We start from the raw sequence: 19,912 nt of genomic DNA, 5'->3' as shown, positions 1-19,912 counted from the left end.
ATTTGTTTCCTCCTTAATTTTCGGTTAAATTTATTAGATTACGTTCAAAATCAGCTTACGCGCCTTGTTCTTCTTTTTGATCTGCAACAGCTTTTGTTGCAAGAGCAAGATTGCGAATTGGTGCTTGAAGTACGCTGAGTAACATAGAAAGTAAACCTTCGCGTGATGGAAGTTCAGCAAGAGCTTTCACTTCTTCAACTGTTGCAACATTACCTTCGATTACACCTGCTTTAAGTTCAAGTGCCTCATTCTTTTTAGCGAAATCATTTAAGATTTTTGCTGGTGCTACTACATCTTCAGTACTGAATGCGATCGCATTAGGACCTGTTAATGCTTCATTTAAACCAGATAAACCAGCGGCTTCTGCAGCACGGCGAACCATGGAGTTTTTATACACCTTGAATTCAATGCCTGCTTCGCGAAGCTGTTTACGAAGTTCAGTTACTTGAGCAACTGTAAGACCACGGTAGTCAACAACGACAGTTGATACACTAGCTTTTAATTTATCAGCGATTTCATCAACGATCTGTTTTTTTGCTTCGATTGCACTGCTCATCTTTACACCTCCTGTAGATTATCTACATTTATACCAGGCAAATAAACGCCCCCATATCATACCAGACATGGAGGCAGAATAATTAAGCTGATCATACAGCCTAGTTTATCGCATTACCTCGGCAGGGAATTAAGCCAATTGGCACCTGCTGTCTACAGTACAAATGTTTATATTATTAAACAACAAAATACATTATATAAGATGTATTAAAGGTTGTCAATTGGTATTATTTAGCTGCAACAGTTGATGGATCTACTTTGATTCCAGGTCCCATTGTTGAAGTGACAGTTACGTTCTTCATGTAAGTACCTTTTGCAGCAGATGGTTTAACTTTTAACATTGTATCGAACACAGTTGTAAAGTTCTCAACAAGCTTTTCGCTATCGAAAGAAGATTTACCGATAGGAACGTGGATATTACCAGCTTTATCTACACGGTATTCAACTTTACCAGCTTTGATTTCGTTGATTGCACGAGTTACATCAAATGTAACAGTACCAGTTTTAGGGTTTGGCATTAGGCCTTTAGGTCCTAATACACGACCTAGTTTACCAACCTCACCCATCATATCAGGAGTTGCTACGATTACATCAAATTCAAACCAACCTTGTTGGATTTTGTTGATGTATTCAGAATCTCCTACATAATCTGCTCCAGCTGCTTCTGCTTCCTTCACTTTTTCACCCTTCGCGAATACTAATACGCGTTGAGTTTTACCAGTTCCGTTTGGAAGTACAACTGCACCACGGATTTGTTGGTCAGCTTTCTTAGGGTCAACGCCTAAGCGGAAAGCAACTTCAAGAGTTGCATCAAATTTTGCATAGTTTGTTTTCTTTGCAAGTTCAATTGCTTCTGCAATTGGGTATGCTTTTGTGCGGTCTACAAGCTTAGCCGCTTCTACATACTTTTTACCTTTTTTAGCCATTGTTTTTTCCTCCTAGATTGTGGTTTTAACGTTGGACAACTCCCACGAAAAAGGTTGCGAGTGAACAATCAACTACGCAACCCCTCATTTCACCAGTTTTTCACATGGATTAATCTTCGATAACGATGCCCATGCTGCGTGCAGTACCTTCAACCATACGCATTGCTGCTTCAACACTAGCTGCGTTTAGGTCAGGCATTTTTTGTTCCGCAATCTCGCGTACTTTATCACGCTTTACTGTTGCTACTTTATTACGGTTAGGCTGGCCTGAACCAGACTGAATTCCAGCTGCTACTTTTAAAAGAACGGCAGCAGGAGGAGTTTTCGTAATAAATGTAAATGAACGGTCTTCAAAAACCGTGATTTCAACAGGAATAATTAATCCAGCTTGATCTGCTGTACGTGCGTTAAACTCCTTACAGAATCCCATGATATTAACACCCGCTTGACCTAGTGCAGGACCAACCGGTGGCGCTGGGTTAGCTTTACCAGCAGGAATTTGTAATTTAACAACTTTAATTACTTTTTTAGCCACGAGACACACCTCCTTAAAGTCCGTGATGTGGTTAATAGGGTTTTTGTTTTTACCCTCCCACTCATCATCTGAAGTCTTTATATAAGTACAAAGAACTTGACAAAGTCTAGTCTCAATTTTTGAGACATACTGACCTATGAAATATTAACACTTTTTATCATTGATTTCAAGTTTTTTTACAAAACATGATGATTTTTCTTTTTGTTCTTTGAAATATTCAGCTGATTCCTGCTCCAAAAACTTCGCCGCAGGCATATCCACTTCAACAGCTGGATATATCTTTATAATTTTTCAATCTGTGTGTAATCGAGTTCTACCGGGGTATCGCGGCCAAACATGTTTACTAATACTTTGAGTTTGGCTTTGTCTTTGTCCAATTCTTCTACGGAACCGGTAAAATTAGCAAATGGGCCTTCTTTTACGCGGACGGTTTCGCCAATTTCATAGTTGATTTCCATGCGTCTTTCTTCAACGCCCATGCGTTTTAGAATGACAGCTACTTCTTCTGGAAGCAATGGTGTTGGTTTAGAACCTGAACCTGCTGAGCCAACAAATCCTGTTACTCCAGGTGTATTTCGCACTACATACCAAGAATCATCTGTCATGATGATTTCTACTAGTACATAACCAGGAAATACTTTTCGTTTAACTACTTTTTTCTTGCCGTTTTTAATATCTGTTTCTTCTTCTTCAGGAACTACAACGCGAAAAATTTTATCGGACATGCCCATCGATTCTACACGTTTTTCCAAGTTTGCCTTTACTTTATTTTCATACCCGGAATAGGTATGAACAACGTACCAGTTCTTTTCCATTTCAGAGGACTAGATCGTCCGTCCCTCCCTGTATTTTTATAGGTTGTCTACCTTTATGCTGACTGAGTCCATTTGTTTAAGCCTTTAAAGCGTTATACACTTTTGGAGCCAAATTAAAAAACCCGTTGACACGGGCTTTTAGCTAAAATTTCCTCTATTCATCACCATTATACCATGAACTATTAGTAATTATTCAAGAATTAAACGGATCAATTTTGAAATTCCTAAATCTAAAACCGCAAAGAATATGGCAAAAAAAGCAACGGTGGATATTACTGTAATGGTTGAACGGGTAAGTTCACTGCGTTTTGGCCAACTGACCTTTCTCATCTCACGGGCAATATCACTGAAGAATTTCATTATGCGTTGCATTTACTTTAACCCCCAACTATCATAAATAGCACTGCTAGAATTGTATCCCTTATTTCGTCTCTTTATGGGTTGTATGAACTCCGCATGTCTTGCAGAATTTCTTTAATTCTAACCTATCTGTTTGTGTTTCCTTGCTCACCGTAGTATAATTTCGCGAGCCGCAATGTACACAAGAAAGAATAACCTTTTTACTCAACTTTAACACCTACTATAATATATCCCTAAAAATGTAACATGGCACTATATTATTGTCAATAATTATCAGAAATAGATTCATATAAACGACATATTTTTGGGAGCGTATTCAAAATCAGATAGAAAATTCACGAATCTCCAAATACCGCTCCAGCTTTCGCTTTACGCGCTGGAGGGCATTGTCAATCGATTTGACATGGCGATTGAGTTCTTCGGAGATTTCTTGATATGACTGTCCGTCTAAGTATAAAGCTAAAACTTTTCTTTCGAGATCACTTAATAATTCGGACATCTTATCTTCAATATGGTCAAATTCTTCTTGGCTAATAATTAATTCTTCAGGATCAAGTACCTTTGCGCCCGATAGGACATCCATCAAGGTCCGGTCAGACTCTTCATCGTATATAGGCTTGTCCAATGATACATAAGAATTAAGCGGGATATGCTTTTGTCTTGTCGCCGTTTTGATGGCTGTGATAATTTGTCTTGTAATGCAAAGTTCGGCAAATGCTTTAAAAGAAGTAAGCTTGTCCTCACGGAAGTCACGAATGGCCTTGTATAAGCCAATCATCCCTTCTTGGACGATATCCTCTTTATCTGCTCCGATTAAAAAATAGGATCTTGCTTTAGCACGTACAAAATTCCGATATTTGTGTATCAAGTAATCCAATGCTTCACTATCACCCTGGTGTACCAAATCGATTATTTCTTCGTCTTCCATTACGAAAAAATGCTCGTTACTCTCCGAGCCAAAGTCCGCACTCAACATAGATCCCCTCCACCGAACAAGCATAGATACTAATATTATACATTAGAAATATTTTGAAGTCGAGGACTCACTTCTCTCCACGACGCCATTTTTCAAAAATTTCTGCCATTTCGTCGCTAATTGGAATTTTTGTAGCGGGTTTTTTCCCTTGAATTTTCTTTACCTTTTTTTCAATACCTTTTTCAATCGAGTTCATTTCAACTAAAAGTTCCCGGGCAGACATTCTTAAAGCTCCCTGTCCAAAAATCGTCCATTGCTCGGTAAAATCAGATGTGGCAACGTGAATTTGCGTCATACGATTATTAAGACTGATAGCCATTTTTTCAATCCGCTCATCAGCCGTCTCATTTTCTTTTGTAAAAATGACCTCAACCTTATGATTTTGATATTTTTTTTCCGTACCTTTAACGTAGTGTGCGTCAAACACAATAATCACTCGGAACCCGGAATAAGCTTGATACTCAGCCATTTTTTCTATTAAGCGATCCCGGGCTGCAGGTAAATCCTTATCCTTTAAGACCCTTAACTCGGGCCATGCACCGATAATGTTATAGCCATCTACCAGCAGTATATCCATAACTATCCCTCTAAAGGATTACGCTTCCGATAAACCTCATACATTAACAATGCTGCTGCAACCGAGGCATTTAGGGAAGTAACTTTTCCTGCCATTGGTATATGAATAAGGAAATCACATTTATCCCTAATTAACCGACCCATACCTTTTCCTTCACTGCCAATTACTAGACCCAAAGGAATCGTTCCATCCAATCTGCGATAATCGTCTTTTCCCGATGCATCTGTCCCGGCAATCCAAACACCACGGTCTTTTAATTCATCAATCGTCTGTGCAAGGTTGGTAACCCGTACCACCGGTATATACTCAATGGCACCTGTTGAAGCCTTCGCCACCGTAGCCGTTAATCCAACGGCTCGGCGTTTTGGAATTATAATTCCATGAGCCCCAACAGAATCCGCTGTTCTCATAATGGATCCCAAATTATGCGGATCCTCGATTTCATCCAAGATTAGAAAGAATGGGGGTTCATTCTTCTGTTCAGCCGCTTTAAATAAATCATCAAGTTCCGCATATTGGTAAGCGGCTATGTATGCTAATACTCCTTGATGATTTTGGTCGGTAATTTGGTCAAGTTTTTTCTTAGGCACAAATTGTACCAATACATTTGCCTCTTTTGCTAGATGAATCAGCTGCTGCATTTGCCCACGCTGTGAACCTTCCGCAATCAAAATTTTATTAATGTCCCGTTCCGATTTGATTGCTTCCATAACGGGATTCTTTCCGATTATATATTCCTGACTCATACTGATCCTCCCTTCCTTTCATCTACATAACTAAACGACTTGCTGACAAGCTCTTCCAATCGACTTTTTTTACCAGTTAAGAATAAATACCCCATCAATGCTTCAAACGCAGTGCTATATCGATAAGTTTGGACGTCAGTATTCTTCGGCACTGTTCCTGACTTGGCATTTCTTCCGCGCATGACCACGGCCATTTCGTCTTGACTCAAGATTCCCTCATCCATCAGTTGAAAAAGAATTTGACATTGTGCTTTTGCTGAAACGTATCTAGTTCCTGCCCGATGAAGCTGATTCGGCCTAACCTGCCCGCTGTATAGGAGATGTCGCCTTACATAGGCTTCAAAGACAGCATCTCCCATATAGGCAAGCGCAAGACTATTTAATTGGGTGGCATCGACATTATTTTCATAATCTAGCATGCATTAGCCTCTTTTCCATCGGGTGCCTTGCGGAGTATCCTCTAGAATAATGTTCATTGCTTTCAGCTGATCCCGAATTTGGTCAGATAACTGGAAGTTACGATCCTTGCGGGCTTGAATTCTTTTTTCAATCAAGGCATCGATTTCAGCATCGAGCATTTCTTCTTGGTCAATTGTCAAACCTAATACATGGAACAATTCCTCAAATTCCTTCATAAAAGCATCAATGACTTCCACTGCTGTATTATTCTCTAATAAATAGTAATTTGCCAATTTGGCCAGATCAAATAATACGGAAATAGCTTTAGCTGTATTAAAATCATCGTCCATTGCTTCAATAAATAGCTCTCTTTGATTGACAATTTTCCCCGTCCACTCTTCATTATCATGAGTTAAATTTGCACTTGCTTCCCGACGATGTTTCAAGTTTTGATAGGCAGTAGTGATTCTTTCAAAAGCAGCTTTAGTGCTTTCTAATAATTCCTCACTGTAATTGATTGGATTCCGGTAATGAACGGAAAGCATAAAGAACCTCAATACTTGGGGATTGTGCTGTTTAATAATGTCATGTACTAACACAAAATTCCCCAACGATTTAGACATTTTTTCATTATCAATATTGATATATCCATTATGCATCCAATAGTTGGCGAACGTTTTACCGTTCAATGCTTCTGATTGGGCAATTTCATTTTCATGATGTGGGAAGGTTAAGTCCTGACCCCCGGCATGGATATCAATCGTATCACCAAGATATTTTTTCGCCATAGCTGAGCATTCGATATGCCAGCCCGGTCTTCCCAAACCCCAAGGACTTTCCCAATAGATCTCACCTTCCTTGGCTGCTTTCCATAAGGCAAAATCCAAGTCATCCTGTTTTTTGACGCCTACTTCAATCCGTGCTCCAACCCGCAATTCGTCAATAGATTGGTGTGACAGCTTGCCATATTCATCAAAGGAGCGTGTGCGGAAATAAACATCGCCCTCTGATTCATAGGCATAACCCTTTTCAATCAGTTTAGCAATAAAATCAATAATAATATCCATATTTTCCATAACACGAGGATGCATATCTGCTTTTTTGCACCCTAACGCGGTTACGTCTTCAAAATACGCGTGAATAAAGCGATCCGCAAGAGTTGGAACATCCTCACCCAGTTGAATGGAAGCCCGAATTAATTTGTCATCCACGTCTGTGAAATTAGAAACATATTTAACATCATACCCGCGGTATTCAAAATAGCGGCGGACGGTATCAAAAACAATGGCAGGTCGAGCATTCCCAATGTGAATATAATTATAGACTGTCGGACCGCAAACATACATTTTTACTTTCCCTTCTTCCAGAGGAATAAAGGTTTCTTTTTTGCGGGTTAGTGTATTATATAGCTTTATGGTCATTGACTTTTATCCTTTCATCTTTTATTTCTGTCAGTTCTCGTTTTAAGCGGTCAAGTTCAGTTTGCAGTTCTTTGAAACGATCAGCAACCGGATCGGGCAAATCACAGTGATTTAAATCTTTCACCCGTTTACCATCCTGAATGACGACTCTACCTGGAATCCCTACGACCGTCGAGTTTGGCGGAACCTCTTTTAACACGACTGATCCTCCGCCAATCTTAGAATTTTCCCCAATCGTAATCGATCCAAGCACTTTTGCACCGGTGGAGATCAGAACATTATCCTTAATCGTAGGATGCCTCTTTCCTTTTTCTTTACCCGTTCCACCTAAGGTTACCCCCTGAAACACAGTAACATTATCACCTATTTCGCATGTTTCCCCTATAACAATACCCATGCCATGGTCGATAAAAAATCTCCTGCCGATTTTTGCTCCGGGATGGATTTCAATTCCGGTAAAAAAGCGACTTGCCTGTGAAATGACCCTTGCCAGGAAAAAGAATTTACGTTTATACAAGGCATGGGCAAATCGATGTGCCCAAATGGCATGTAAACCTGAATACGTTAAAATGACCTCAAGATACGTTCTGGCAGCAGGGTCTTGCTCAAACACTACTTCTACATCTTCTTTTAACCTTTTAAACATCGTAAATTCCTCCCTCCGTTTGCTCCCCTAAAAAAAAAAGCGCCCCTGTCATATTGACAGAGACGCTTTTGGCGTGGTTCCACTCTGATTAGACGAGATCACATGCATCGTGCATGATTCCCATCCCACTCTCACTTGTTAACGGAAAGTTCCGCTCAAATCTAGTCGGGTTTAGGTACCTTTCGAAATGAGGCTCAGAGGTGCATTTCAAAAAATGAGCGGCTTAAACCACTTTCAGCCGGTGATGGTTCTCTCTAAAAAGCATCATTTTTCTACTTTTCCTCTTCCACGCTTTAGCTCGTATATAATCTTTCTTATTACTATATTACATTTTTGCTCTAATGTTAACTAATAATTTGCTGAATTCTTTGTTGAACCTTGGTTCTTCCTAATAGTTCAATACTTTGTGGAAGATCCGGTCCATGTGTTTGACCTGTTACAGCGGCACGAATCGGCATGAATAGGTTTTTACCTTTTTGGCCTGTTGATTTTTGCACTGCCTTCATAGCCGCTTTGATTCCTTCAGCTTGGAAAGTTTCCAGTTGATCAAGCTCTAATGAGAAAGCCTTTAAAACCTCTGGAACCTGCTCTCCCGCTAACACTTCCTTTGCTTCTTCCTCATAAGCAACTTCATCTTTAAAGAATAACTCGGAAAGTTCAACAATCTCTGCACCAAAGCTCATTTTTTCCTGCAGAAGCGCAACCAAGCTGCGCACCCATTGTTGATCTTCTTCAGATAGGTTTTTATCAATGTGCCCTGCTTTGATCAGATGTGGTAAAGCAAGCTCTACAACCCGATCAAGTTCAACTTTTTTCATATACTGGTTGTTCATCCAGGCAAGCTTTTGTTTATCAAATAATGCCGGAGATTTTGACAGACGGCTTGAGTCAAATAACTTGATAAACTCCTCTTTTGAGTATAGCTCCTCTTCCCCTGAAGGTGACCAGCCTAGTAAGGTGATAAAATTAAATAATGCCTCTGGAAGGTACCCTAATTCCTCGTATTGTTCAATGAACTGAATAATCGTTTCATCCCGCTTGCTCAACTTTCTGCGGCTTTCATTGACGATTAAGGTCATATGTCCAAAAATTGGTGCTTCCCAACCTAACGCATCATATACCATTAACTGCTTGGGTGTATTAGAAATGTGGTCATCCCCACGCAGAACATGAGAAATTTCCATTAGATGATCATCGATAGCTACTGCAAAATTATAGGTCGGTGTTCCATCTTTTTTCACCATAACCCAGTCACCGAATCCATCAGATTCGAAGGATACTTCCCCTTTTACCATATCATTAAAAGCATAGATTTTTCCTTGGGGAATAGCAATCCGAATGCTTGGCTGGCGTCCTTCTTTCTCCAAACGATCACGGTCCTCCGCAGTCAAGTGGCGGCACTTTCCAGAATAACGGGCAGTTTCTCCTCTTTCGATTTGTGCCTCCCGTTCAGCCTCAAGCTCCTCTTCCGTACAGTAGCATTTATAAGCACGTCCAGTTTCCAGCATTTGATTGTAATAGGTCTCATAGATGTGGTTTCTCTCAGATTGACGGTACGGACCGTATTCTCCGCCGACATCGACACCCTCATCCCAATCCATGCCAAGCCATTTGAGATATTTTAATTGACTTTCTTCTCCGCCCTCAATATTCCGCTTTTGATCGGTATCTTCAATTCGAATGATAAACTTACCATTTTGATTCCGCGCAAATAAATAATTAAATAATGCGGTACGTGCATTCCCGATATGTAAATGACCTGTTGGACTCGGGGCATACCTTACACGAACTTCGTTTCCCATAACCATAAAGCCTCCAAAATTGAATTCATTCTTTATATTCTACCACTAGAAGTATGACTTATAAAGAGATCCCATTGACCTTTTTTAATAAAACTACCGCTTGAGCAGCAATCCCTTCTCCTCTGCCGGTAAAACCCAACTTTTCCGTTGTGGTAGCTTTGACATTGATTTGTTCCGGATCGGCTTCGAGCAGCTCGGCAATCCTTGTTCTCATTTGTTCAATATAGGGAGCCATTTTTGGCCTTTGAGCAATAATCGTACAATCGGCATTCACTAATTCATAGCCCTTTGCTTTCACAAGTTTCCATACATGAGCCTGCAGTTTTGCAGAATCGGCACCTTTAAAATTAGGGTCTGTATCAGGGAAGTGCTTTCCAATATCGCCTTCACCGATTGCACCTAAACAAGCATCTGAAATGGTGTGTAAAAGAACGTCCGCATCAGAATGTCCAAGTAACCCTTTTTCATAAGGTATACTTATGCCGCCAATGATTAATGGCCGTCCCTCTGTTAATTGATGAACATCAAAACCTTGACCAATTCGAAACATTATTTAGACTCCTTTTTTCTCTTTTTTAAAATGGCTTCGGCAAAATATAAATCTTCCGGTGTTGTCAGTTTAATATTATCGTAATCGCCTTCCACAATCGAAACAGTATGATTCAACCTCTCGACTAAACTCGCGTCATCTGTTCCAACAAACTGTTCCTGTTCCGCTTTTTCATAAGCCTCCATTAGCAAGGAAACACGAAAAGCTTGCGGGGTTTGAACTGCCCACAAGCTTGATCGCTCCACCGTTTCGACAACAGTACCATCCCATACCTTCTTCATGGTATCCTTTGCTGGTACTCCAATGATGGCCGCTCCTGTTTCCATAGCCTTTTCTGCTAAAAGGTGAATGATTTCCTTTTTGATAAATGGCCTCGCCGCGTCATGAACAAGGATCAACTCGGCATCTTTTACCGTTTTTAATGCGTTAAAAATGCTGTGCTGCCGCTCTTTTCCACCCGGCACTAATCCAACAACTTTTTGAATGCTGTATCGATAAAGTAATTGTTTAAATGCTTCTTCATCTTGCGGGTGTATGGCTAAAATAACCCCGCTGCACTGTTCATCCTCTTCAAATACCTTTAACGTATGAATCAGTACTGGAATTCCATTAAGCTCTAACAATAGTTTATTTTTCCCGGCTCCCATTCGTTTCCCTTGTCCGGCAGCTGGGAGAATGACTTGATAAGTCATATGATTACCCCACTCTAGCGTGATCTCTCTATAAAGCTTTTTCTAATAACTTGGGTTTGGCAAAAATCATTCTTCCCGCAGAAGTCTGAAGGACACTTGTAACCAATACCTCAATTCTTTTTCCGATAAACTCCCTGCCTTCTTCTACCACAATCATCGTACCATCGTCTAAATAGGCAACGCCCTGGTGATATTCTTTTCCGTCCTTAATCACTTGAACCGTTAACTCTTCACCCGGCAACACCACTGGTTTAACAGCATTGGCTAAATCATTAATATTCAGGACAGAAACATTCTGTAATTCACAAACCTTATTCAAATTAAAATCATTTGTTACCAGCATCCCATTTGTGATTTTCGCCAGTTTCACTAGTTTAGAATCCACTTCCTGGATTTCTTCAAAGTCACCCTCGTAAATTTCTACCTTAATTGAGAGCTCTTTTTGAATCCGATTTAGGATATCCAAGCCTCTGCGGCCGCGATTACGCTTTAAAACATCGGAGGAGTCTGCAATATGCTGCAATTCTTCAAGGACAAATCGCGGAATAACAATGGTCCCTTCTAAAAAGCCTGTTTGGCAAATATCCGCCACACGTCCATCAATAATCACGCTGGTATCGAGGATTTTTAATGCCTTTTTACTATCCTTTTCAGATTCATCCTCAGTCTGTTTCTTTTTATTGCTACCCCTGCTAAATAAACCCAGTAATTCATCACGTTTCTTGAAGCCCACTTGGAAACCGAGATAACCAAATAGGAGCGTTAGTAATATAGGAGCCACTTCATTTAGAATCGGTACTTGAACAGCATTAAGTGCAAAACCGATTAGAAAAGCGACCAATAATCCAAAAATAAGACCAACACTTCCAAATAGTACATCGGTTACGGGAATCTTCACTAATGAGTCTTCAGCCCATTTAATGAAATTAATCACATAATCTACTGCCCAAAAGGTAATAAGATAAAAGATAATAGCACCTATAATAGCAGTGACATAAGAATTATTGATTAATGGAATGTCATTTATATGAACGATCCGAAATAATCCGGGTAACAGCAAAATTCCGAGCGTACCGCCTATAATGAGGAAGCATGCCTGCACAATTCGTTTTAACATTCCTTCACCTCCTCTACTCATTATAAACATATTCATGAAATTGAAACCTTGAATTGCTGATTATTTTTCCAAAATGTAATCATCTTGAAATAATTTTGTTAAGATAAATTCTTATCTTTATCTCCAATAGGGTAGCACCGATAAAATAGACTGTCAAATTTTTGAAAATACATAATTTTATCAAGAGTGATTATTATACTGAAATATTTTATAAATGCCGGTCTGTGTATAATCTGTCCTTAATTAACTTAAATCCTTCTTTGATTTTTTTTGCCCTTACTTCTCCAATCCCGTCTACCTCATCAAGTTCTTCCACCGTGGCATAGAAAATTTTAGATAGATGCCCAAAACGATTAATAAGATTTTCCATGATAATGCCCGGAAGTCTTGGTATTTTATTTAACATTCTATAGCCACGCGCACTTTTATTTTCATCAAGATGGACATAACCCATGTAGCCCATCATTTTTAATAAAACGGTATCCTCGATTATACCAGTATTCGTTAGCGACTGCATTCGTTTTAAAACTTCTGCTGGTTTAATTTCCCTGTCAAATGCATAATCCTTAATTATCAGCATGATTTCTTCTTCAAGTTCTGTTAAAATTTCTGTCATTTGCAAACGAATAAGACGCCCTTCTGTTCCCAGTTCATATAAAAAGGTAAGAAGTTCATTTTTAATTTTTAGAACCATTTCAAAACGATGGAGGACAAGTAGAAAATCAGTATATGTAACAGAATCCTCAAACTCAAGGATACTCAAGTTGGCAAAACTGGTCTTTAATACTGTCTTATATTTTTCGAGAGTTTGGATGGCTTGATTGGCTTTGGTCAAATTGACCGAAATATCCTTTAGGGCATAGCGAAAATTACCTTGGTATAGCGTAATCACATTCCTTCGTTGCGAAATTGCAATCACTAAGGCTTTCGTTTGCTTCGCTACTCTTTCTGCAGTGCGGTGTCTCATTCCTGTTTCTGACGATGGAATATCAGCATCAGGAGCTAGCTGGGCATTGGCATAAAGAATTTTATTCCCTGTTTCATTGAGAATAATCGCTCCATCCATCTTAGCAAGTTCATATAAATTGCTCGGAGTAAATGTGCAGTTGATTTCAAAACCACCATCCACAATACTTTTAACCTTATCGTTATAGCCAATGACTATTAGGCCACCCGTATTGGCCCGCAAGACATTATCTATTCCTTCACGAATGGGTGTGCCCGGGGCAATAAATTGCAATACATCACTTACTGATAGCTCTACCGGCCTTTTTTGCTCCATTCTCTACCTCCCTAAAGCGGCTTGTAATGCTTCACTCACGGAAGAAACTCCAATCAACTCAATTCCTTTAGGTCCGCTCCAGCCTCCTAAATTATTGGCAGGAAGGATAACACGTTCAAAGCCCAATTTCGCTGCTTCCTGTACCCGTTGTTCAATTCTGGATACCCGTCTAACTTCACCTGTCAGACCCACTTCGCCAATAATACAATCCGTTGGCCTTGTCGGCTGGTCCCTGAAGCTGGACGCGATACTGACAGCAACTGCCAAATCGATCGCCGGTTCATCGAGTTTCACTCCTCCGGCCACCTTTAAGTAGGCATCTTGGTTGGCCAATAACATTCCTACCCGTTTCTCCAAAACGGCCATTAGCAGTGGCACTCGATTCTGATCGATTCCGGTCGCCATTCTTCTTGGATTTCCAAAACTAGTTGGCGAAATTAAAGCTTGTATTTCAACTAATACAGGGCGAGTCCCCTCCATAGAGGCAACGACAGTCGATCCAGCCGCACCCTGTGATCGTTCTTCGAGGAAAATTTCTGAAGGATTTTCAACTTCCTCTAAACCAAATTCCTTCATTTCAAAAATACCCATTTCATTTGTTGAGCCAAAGCGATTTTTTACCGCTCTTAAAATTCGATACGTATGATGGCGTTCTCCTTCAAAATAAAGCACGGTATCCACCATATGCTCCAATAACCTTGGTCCGGCAATCGAACCTTCCTTGGTTACATGCCCGACAATAAAGATCGCAATCCCTTTCGTTTTTCCAATTCTCATTAGTTCCGCGGTACATTCACGAACCTGTGAAACACTTCCGGGAGCGGATGTAACCTCTGGATGAAAGACCGTTTGTATCGAATCGATAATGACAAAACTCGGATTTGTCCCTTCTATCGTACGATTGATCTCCTCCAAATTTGTTTCAGCATAGACAAGTAGATTTTCAGAGGAAATCCCCAATCGTTCTGCTCTCAACTTCGTTTGACGTAGTGATTCTTCTCCAGAAATATATAGAACCTGACTCCCCTTTTGGGCAAGCTGAGACGATACTTGTAACAGAAGTGTGGACTTTCCAATGCCAGGATCTCCTCCAATTAAAACTAATGAGCCCTTTACCACACCGCCGCCGAGTACCCTATTAAGTTCATTTAAATCTGTTAGAATTCGTGGTTCACTTTGGGTTTCAATTGAAGTGATGGGCGTAGGTTTTGATAGTGTCACTCCTCCCTGTGAATGGGCAAATGCACCTCTGCGATTCCCACCGGTTACTTCCACTTCCTCCACCATTTTATTCCATGTCCCACAACCCGGGCATTTACCCATCCATTTAGGCGATTCATACCCGCATTCCTGACAGATAAATTTAGTTTTACGTTTAACCATAAGGTTCTTTCCCCTTCTTTACATGAAGACAAATTTTCATAATGGAAACTCATCAATAGCTACTTGGCTACGACTCTAGATAATCTTAAAATCGTAAAAAAAGAGGTACACGGTTTTAATTTATTCACGTGTACCTCCGTTACTCCTTCGTTTGGAGTATTTATTGATAATGGGACAGGTATTATTGGGCTACACCTGTTTGCTCTGCGGCTTTTACAACAAATTCTCCATTATCTACATCAATAATAGCATGGTGTCCTGTTAATAAAGTTCCTTTTAACAATTCTTCAGATAATCTGTCTTCAATATGTTTTTGAATGGCACGGCGAAGCGGTCTTGCCCCGTACTCAGGATCATAGCCCTCTTCGGAAATTTTCCCTTTCGCTGCCGGTGTTAATTCAATAGAGATATCCTGCTCTTTTAGACGTTTAATCAACTGGTCAGACAACAAGGTGACAATTTCTTCTAGATGTTTCTTCTCTAGGGAATGGAAAACAATGATTTCATCAATCCTGTTCAGGAATTCAGGACGGAAAGCCCTTTTCAGCTCTTCCATCACTTTACCCTTCATATCTTTATAATCTTGAGTAGAATCCTGGATATTAAAGCCAACATATTTATTTCTTTTTAATGCTTCAGCTCCGACATTGGATGTCATAATTAGCACCGTATTGCGGAAATCAACTGTTCTACCCTTGGAGTCTGTTAGACGTCCATCCTCGAGAACTTGTAATAAAATATTAAATACATCCGGATGGGCCTTCTCTATTTCATCGAGTAAGACAACAGAATAAGGCTTTCTGCGAACCTTTTCCGTTAACTGTCCGCCTTCTTCATATCCTACATATCCCGGAGGTGACCCAACAAGACGAGATGTTGAATGTTTCTCCATGTATTCAGACATATCGATGCGGATCATGGCATCCTCATCCCCAAACATGGCTTCCGCCAGGGCACGAGCTAATTCTGTTTTCCCCACACCAGTAGGTCCTAAGAAGACAAAAGAACCGATAGGACGCTTTGGATCTTTCAAGCCAGCTCTTGCACGGCGAACGGCTTTTGCCACAGCCTTAACAGCCTCCTCTTGTCCAATAACCCGTGAATGAAGGATTTCTTCCAAATTAAGCAATCTGGCTGTTTCAGTTTCAGCTAGCTTAGAAACAGGAATTCCAGTCCAACTGGACACGACACTAGCAATGTCATCAACGGTCACTTCGTTGTTTTCTTTCCCTTGCTTTTCCTTCCAGCTTTTCTTTGTCTCCTCAAGTTGTTCGCGCAAACGCTGTTCAGAATCTCTTAGTGATGCAGCCTTTTCAAACTCTTGACTTTGAACAGATGCATCCTTTTCTTTGCGAACTTCCTCAAGCTTCACTTCCAACTCTTTCAGATTTGGAGGCGTTGTATAAGAGCGCAGTCTTACCTTAGAACCCGCCTCATCAATTAAATCGATAGCTTTATCAGGAAGGAAGCGGTCTGAAATATATCGATCAGATAATTTTACTGCTGCTTTAATGGCCTCATCAGTAATTGAAACGCGATGATGCGCCTCATAACGATCTCGTAAGCCTTCTAAAATTTGAATCGATTCATCAAGCGTTGGCTCATCAACACGAATTGGTTGAAAACGTCGTTCTAATGCTGCATCTTTTTCTATATATTTACGATATTCATCTAGGGTTGTGGCCCCGATACATTGAAGTTCTCCGCGAGCAAGTGAAGGTTTTAAAATGTTGGAAGCGTCAATGGCACCTTCCGCACCACCTGCACCAATTAATGTATGAAGCTCATCAATAAATAGTATGATGTTGCCAGCTTGGCGAATTTCATCCATAACCTTCTTTAAACGATCTTCAAATTCACCACGGTATTTGGTACCAGCAACAACCGTACCCATATCCAGTGTCATTACCCTCTTATCTCGGAGAATCTCCGGAACCTCATTATTAACAATTTGTTGTGCAAGACCCTCGGCAATGGCAGTTTTACCAACACCAGGCTCGCCAATTAATACCGGATTATTTTTAGTCCTTCGGCTCAAAACTTCGATTACACGCTGAATTTCTTTACTGCGTCCAATGACCGGGTCCAAGCTGCCTTCACGAGCAATGGCGGTTAAATCTCTGGCAAGACTATCGAGTGTTGGCGTATTAGCACTTGCTGAATTGCCTCCCTGATGTCCACCTGATTCATTACTGCCCAATAATTGAAGTACTTGCTGGCGGGCTTTATTTAAACTGACTCCTAAGTTATTTAATACCCTTGCTGCAACACCTTCTCCCTCACGGATTAACCCAAGAAGAATGTGCTCTGTTCCGACATAAGAATGTCCTAATTTACGTGCTTCATCCATTGATAGTTCAATAACTTTTTTAGCTCTAGGTGTATAGTGAATGATCTGAGAAGATTCTTGTCCTTTGCCTATTAAATTCTCTACTTCTTTTTGAATTTTATCTGAGCCTAATCCAAGTCCGTAAAGTGCCTTTGCAGCAATTCCTTCACCTTCGCGAACTAATCCTAATAAAATATGCTCTGTTCCAATATTATTGTGCCCAAGACGAATCGCTTCCTCCTGTGCTAATGCTAGAACCTTTTGCGCTCTTTCAGTAAAACGGCCGAACATCATACCTCTCACTCCTCACCTATTTTTCAGTTTCCATCTTAAATCTTTCGCGAATCAATGCTGCACGTCGTATATCCCTTTCAAACGGTCGTAATGGACCACCAGCATATTGCTGAAGAAAACCCGGTTGGGTTAAAATCATTAATTCATTTAGGATGTTCTTTGATAAATGGGTTATATACCCTAAATCAATTCCAAGGCGAACATCCGATAAGCATTTTGCAGCTTCTTTTGATTCAATAATTCTACTGTTTGTTAAGATACCTAAAGATCGAAACACTCTATCTTCTAATTGTATGTTTGAAGTCTTTTGTAATGCTTCTCGTGCTGACTTTTCCTGGGAGATTAGCTGGCTTGCAACCCCCATCAAATCCAAACAGATATCCTCTTCAGATTTCCCAAGTGTAATTTGATTGGAAATTTGAAAAATATTCCCCAGGGCTTCACTTCCTTCCCCGTATATTCCTCTAACAACAAAGCCTAATTGATTAATAGCAGGAATAATTCGGTTAATTTGCTGTGTTAACACCACCCCAGGCAAATGCATCATCAGTGATGCCCGAAGACCAGTCCCTACATTGGTAGGGCAGCTAGTCAAGTAGCCGTATTTTTCATCAAAGGCAAATTGAAGATTATTTTCAAGCCAATCATCTATTTCATTCGCTGCCTTCAATGCTTCTGTCAATTGCAGGCCTGGAAATAAACATTGAATCCGTATATGATCCTCTTCATTAATCATTATACTAACTTCTTCATTTTCGGATAATAAAACAGCCCCGTAAGATGCATCCTCAGCTAAATGGGGACTTATTAAATGTTTCTCCACCAAAACCCGTTTCTGAAGAGGCTGGATTTCATTCATCTTTAAAAAATTCATGTGATTAAATCCAGGCGGGTTTGATTTCTTAAGAGTCTCCTCCAATATTTGAATAACCTGTTTTGCTTCTTCATGTGAAAAGATTGTTGGAAAATTAAATTCCTCCAGGTTTCGCGCCAAACGAATGCGTGAGCTAAGAACGATATCAGAGTCAGGTCCCTCCTCGCTCATCCAAGAGCTCACCGCTTGATTAAAAAAACGTTCGAGCGACATATCATTCCCCTCCCCCGTGGCTGTCAGAGATTTTTTTCTCTAAACTGCGTATTTCATCACGAATATTTGCTGCATTTTCAAATTCTTCTTGAGCAATTGCATCTCTTAATTGAATTTTTAATTCCTCAATTTGTTTACGAATATGGAGCCCACCGCCAATTCGTTTTGGGATTTTCCCACTATGTGACCAGTTTCCTCCATGAAGCCTTCTTAATACAGGTTTTAACTGCTCTTGAAACGTTTCATAGCAATGGGTACAACCAAAGCGTCCAACTTTTAAAAATTGCTGAAAAGTCATGGAGCAACGATTGCACTGAAGCAACTCCTCCTGAGGAAACGGATTTTGGCTTGGCTTATGAATAGACGAGTCAATATTTAATAGACCAGCTAATAAGTTATTAAATGAAAAACCTGGTTCACCATTAAATATAAACGTTTCACCACCCTTTTCTTGGGCACATTTTTCACAAAGATGCACTTCGGTCTTTTCACCATTTAATATTTTTGTAAAATGAAGTGCTGCAGGCCTTTGATTACATTCCTGACAAATCATACTCTCACCCCTCCAGCATCATACTATTTATATTTTAAAGAAGTTAACATTGCTTTTAACATTCTTGCTCTCAATTCATCACGGTATGGAAGATCAATGTAAAGAACAGAACGGTCAATAACACTTAACATGATCTTTGCTTCACGATTGGTGATAATCTCTTCCTGAACAAGTCTGATGATAACATCTTCAGCGCTGGATTGGCTTACTCTGTCATCCACTAAGACAATCAATTGATCAATAAGATCTACCGAATCATGAGACTGTACCTTCATAATTCGAATATACCCGCCACCACCTCGTTTACTTTCCACTAGGTAACCGCGTTCGATCGTAAATCTGGTATTAATCACATAATTAATTTGTGAAGGGACACATTGAAATTTATCTGCAATTTCGCTTCGTTTAATTTCAACGAGCTCCTTTTCACTCATTTCCAATACTTGTTTTAAGTACCTTTCGATAATATCGGAGATGTTCCTCATCTTCCCACCCCCATTCACCATCTGACTTTGACTATATTTGACATAAATTATACCCAATTTTTTTCACAGATGCAACGATTCACTACTTTATGATTTTCTCCAAATCTCGCAGGGATGAAACGTTTGATTTAATGTAATTGAAACAATTTGTCTTTTTTAAGAGGATAAAGCGGAGGAACTGTTTCTAGAGGAATATCCTTCTGGATAAGAGTATTGGCTATTTTGGCAAAAAAAAAGACAACCCTAAACAGGTTGTCTTTTTTTGCCCGGCAACGTCCTACTCTCACAGGGGCAAGGCCCCAACTACCATCGGCGCTGAGAAGCTTAACTTCCGTGTTCGGTATGGGAACGGGTGTGACCTTCTCGCCATTATTGCCGGACT

General features: G+C 40.1%; 22 protein-coding genes, 1 rRNA gene and 2 other annotated features. All 23 genes read right to left on the bottom strand.

The genetic code is table 11. The annotated features are described in order from the left end of the window. Nucleotides 1-55 precede the first annotated feature (55 nt). Complete coding sequence (gene rplJ / locus ACI3K6_RS21920; protein ID WP_435556510.1) at nucleotides 56-556, bottom strand: 50S ribosomal protein L10; 501 nt, start codon at nucleotides 554-556, stop codon at nucleotides 56-58. Nucleotides 557-589: 33 nt separating this feature from the next. After that, nucleotides 590-732: a sequence feature (ribosomal protein L10 leader region), on the bottom strand. Between the two features lie 50 nt (nucleotides 733-782). Further along, entirely contained in the window at nucleotides 783-1,481 is a 699-nt protein-coding gene (gene rplA / locus ACI3K6_RS21915) for a 50S ribosomal protein L1 (RefSeq protein WP_335478864.1), read from the bottom strand. Nucleotides 1,482-1,590: 109 nt separating this feature from the next. Continuing rightward, the gene (gene rplK / locus ACI3K6_RS21910) at nucleotides 1,591-2,016 is read right to left on the bottom strand and encodes a 50S ribosomal protein L11 (RefSeq protein WP_042453928.1); all 426 of its coding nucleotides are present in this window, start codon (nucleotides 2,014-2,016) and stop codon (nucleotides 1,591-1,593) included. Nucleotides 2,017-2,297: 281 nt separating this feature from the next. Continuing rightward, nucleotides 2,298-2,831 (bottom strand): transcription termination/antitermination protein NusG, encoded by a 534-nt coding sequence (gene nusG / locus ACI3K6_RS21905; protein WP_435556509.1) that lies wholly within the window; start codon nucleotides 2,829-2,831, stop codon nucleotides 2,298-2,300. A 189-nt stretch (nucleotides 2,832-3,020) separates the two neighbouring features. Then, a complete protein-coding gene (gene secE, locus ACI3K6_RS21900; protein ID WP_335478870.1) occupies nucleotides 3,021-3,203 on the bottom strand; it encodes a preprotein translocase subunit SecE in 183 nt (60 codons plus the stop codon). Nucleotides 3,204-3,252: 49 nt separating this feature from the next. Further along, on the bottom strand, nucleotides 3,253-3,408 hold the full coding sequence (gene rpmG, locus ACI3K6_RS21895; protein ID WP_435556508.1) for a 50S ribosomal protein L33: 156 nt from the start codon (nucleotides 3,406-3,408) through the stop codon (nucleotides 3,253-3,255). A 105-nt stretch (nucleotides 3,409-3,513) separates the two neighbouring features. Beyond that, on the bottom strand, nucleotides 3,514-4,167 hold the full coding sequence (gene sigH / locus ACI3K6_RS21890) for an RNA polymerase sporulation sigma factor SigH (protein WP_435556507.1): 654 nt from the start codon (nucleotides 4,165-4,167) through the stop codon (nucleotides 3,514-3,516). Between the two features lie 67 nt (nucleotides 4,168-4,234). Beyond that, a complete protein-coding gene (locus tag ACI3K6_RS21885) occupies nucleotides 4,235-4,744 on the bottom strand; it encodes an NYN domain-containing protein (protein ID WP_335478876.1) in 510 nt (169 codons plus the stop codon). 2 nt (nucleotides 4,745-4,746) lie between these two features. After that, the gene (gene rlmB, locus ACI3K6_RS21880; protein WP_335478878.1) at nucleotides 4,747-5,490 is read right to left on the bottom strand and encodes a 23S rRNA (guanosine(2251)-2'-O)-methyltransferase RlmB; all 744 of its coding nucleotides are present in this window, start codon (nucleotides 5,488-5,490) and stop codon (nucleotides 4,747-4,749) included. Continuing rightward, nucleotides 5,487-5,909 (bottom strand): Mini-ribonuclease 3, encoded by a 423-nt coding sequence (locus tag ACI3K6_RS21875; protein ID WP_335478880.1) that lies wholly within the window; start codon nucleotides 5,907-5,909, stop codon nucleotides 5,487-5,489. The genes rlmB and ACI3K6_RS21875 overlap by 4 nt, the downstream gene beginning before the upstream one ends. A gap of 3 nt (nucleotides 5,910-5,912) precedes the next feature. After that, nucleotides 5,913-7,310 carry a cysteine--tRNA ligase gene (cysS, locus tag ACI3K6_RS21870; protein ID WP_435556506.1) on the bottom strand — a complete coding sequence of 466 codons (1,398 nt, stop codon included), beginning with the start codon at nucleotides 7,308-7,310 and terminating at the stop codon, nucleotides 5,913-5,915. Continuing rightward, on the bottom strand, nucleotides 7,291-7,956 hold the full coding sequence (gene cysE, locus ACI3K6_RS21865) for a serine O-acetyltransferase (RefSeq protein ID WP_335478885.1): 666 nt from the start codon (nucleotides 7,954-7,956) through the stop codon (nucleotides 7,291-7,293). Before cysE ends, cysS begins: the two co-directional genes overlap by 20 nt. Before the next feature lie 55 nt (nucleotides 7,957-8,011). Further along, nucleotides 8,012-8,254 (bottom strand) — a binding site (T-box leader). Nucleotides 8,255-8,300: 46 nt separating this feature from the next. Next, nucleotides 8,301-9,758 carry a glutamate--tRNA ligase gene (gltX, locus tag ACI3K6_RS21860; protein WP_435556505.1) on the bottom strand — a complete coding sequence of 486 codons (1,458 nt, stop codon included), beginning with the start codon at nucleotides 9,756-9,758 and terminating at the stop codon, nucleotides 8,301-8,303. A gap of 58 nt (nucleotides 9,759-9,816) precedes the next feature. Continuing rightward, the gene (ispF, locus tag ACI3K6_RS21855) at nucleotides 9,817-10,308 is read right to left on the bottom strand and encodes a 2-C-methyl-D-erythritol 2,4-cyclodiphosphate synthase (protein WP_335478890.1); all 492 of its coding nucleotides are present in this window, start codon (nucleotides 10,306-10,308) and stop codon (nucleotides 9,817-9,819) included. Continuing rightward, nucleotides 10,308-11,000 (bottom strand): 2-C-methyl-D-erythritol 4-phosphate cytidylyltransferase, encoded by a 693-nt coding sequence (ispD, locus tag ACI3K6_RS21850; protein WP_335478892.1) that lies wholly within the window; start codon nucleotides 10,998-11,000, stop codon nucleotides 10,308-10,310. The genes ispF and ispD overlap by 1 nt, the downstream gene beginning before the upstream one ends. 28 nt (nucleotides 11,001-11,028) lie before the next feature. Further along, entirely contained in the window at nucleotides 11,029-12,117 is a 1,089-nt protein-coding gene (locus tag ACI3K6_RS21845; RefSeq protein WP_335478894.1) for a PIN/TRAM domain-containing protein, read from the bottom strand. A gap of 208 nt (nucleotides 12,118-12,325) precedes the next feature. Then, nucleotides 12,326-13,399 (bottom strand): DNA integrity scanning diadenylate cyclase DisA, encoded by a 1,074-nt coding sequence (disA, locus tag ACI3K6_RS21840; protein WP_435556504.1) that lies wholly within the window; start codon nucleotides 13,397-13,399, stop codon nucleotides 12,326-12,328. Nucleotides 13,400-13,402: 3 nt separating this feature from the next. Then, the gene (gene radA / locus ACI3K6_RS21835) at nucleotides 13,403-14,782 is read right to left on the bottom strand and encodes a DNA repair protein RadA (protein WP_435556503.1); all 1,380 of its coding nucleotides are present in this window, start codon (nucleotides 14,780-14,782) and stop codon (nucleotides 13,403-13,405) included. A 181-nt stretch (nucleotides 14,783-14,963) separates the two neighbouring features. Next, on the bottom strand, nucleotides 14,964-17,405 hold the full coding sequence (gene clpC / locus ACI3K6_RS21830) for an ATP-dependent protease ATP-binding subunit ClpC (protein ID WP_435556502.1): 2,442 nt from the start codon (nucleotides 17,403-17,405) through the stop codon (nucleotides 14,964-14,966). 16 nt (nucleotides 17,406-17,421) lie between these two features. Further along, entirely contained in the window at nucleotides 17,422-18,492 is a 1,071-nt protein-coding gene (locus tag ACI3K6_RS21825; protein WP_435556501.1) for a protein arginine kinase, read from the bottom strand. Between the two features lies 1 nt (nucleotide 18,493). Then, complete coding sequence (locus ACI3K6_RS21820; protein ID WP_435556500.1) at nucleotides 18,494-19,045, bottom strand: UvrB/UvrC motif-containing protein; 552 nt, start codon at nucleotides 19,043-19,045, stop codon at nucleotides 18,494-18,496. Between the two features lie 23 nt (nucleotides 19,046-19,068). Next, nucleotides 19,069-19,530, bottom strand: a complete 462-nt coding sequence (locus tag ACI3K6_RS21815) for a CtsR family transcriptional regulator (protein WP_335478906.1) — start codon at nucleotides 19,528-19,530, stop codon at nucleotides 19,069-19,071. Nucleotides 19,531-19,794: 264 nt separating this feature from the next. Next, a 5S ribosomal RNA gene (gene rrf, locus ACI3K6_RS21810) occupies nucleotides 19,795-19,910 on the bottom strand. Nucleotides 19,911-19,912 lie beyond the last annotated feature (2 nt).

It is taken from the genome of Neobacillus solisequens, from assembly GCF_051233465.1.
GTDB lineage: Bacteria > Bacillota > Bacilli > Bacillales > Cytobacillaceae > Neobacillus.
Note: the sequence above shows the minus strand (reverse complement) of the source record. Positions and strands in the feature narration are given on the sequence as shown.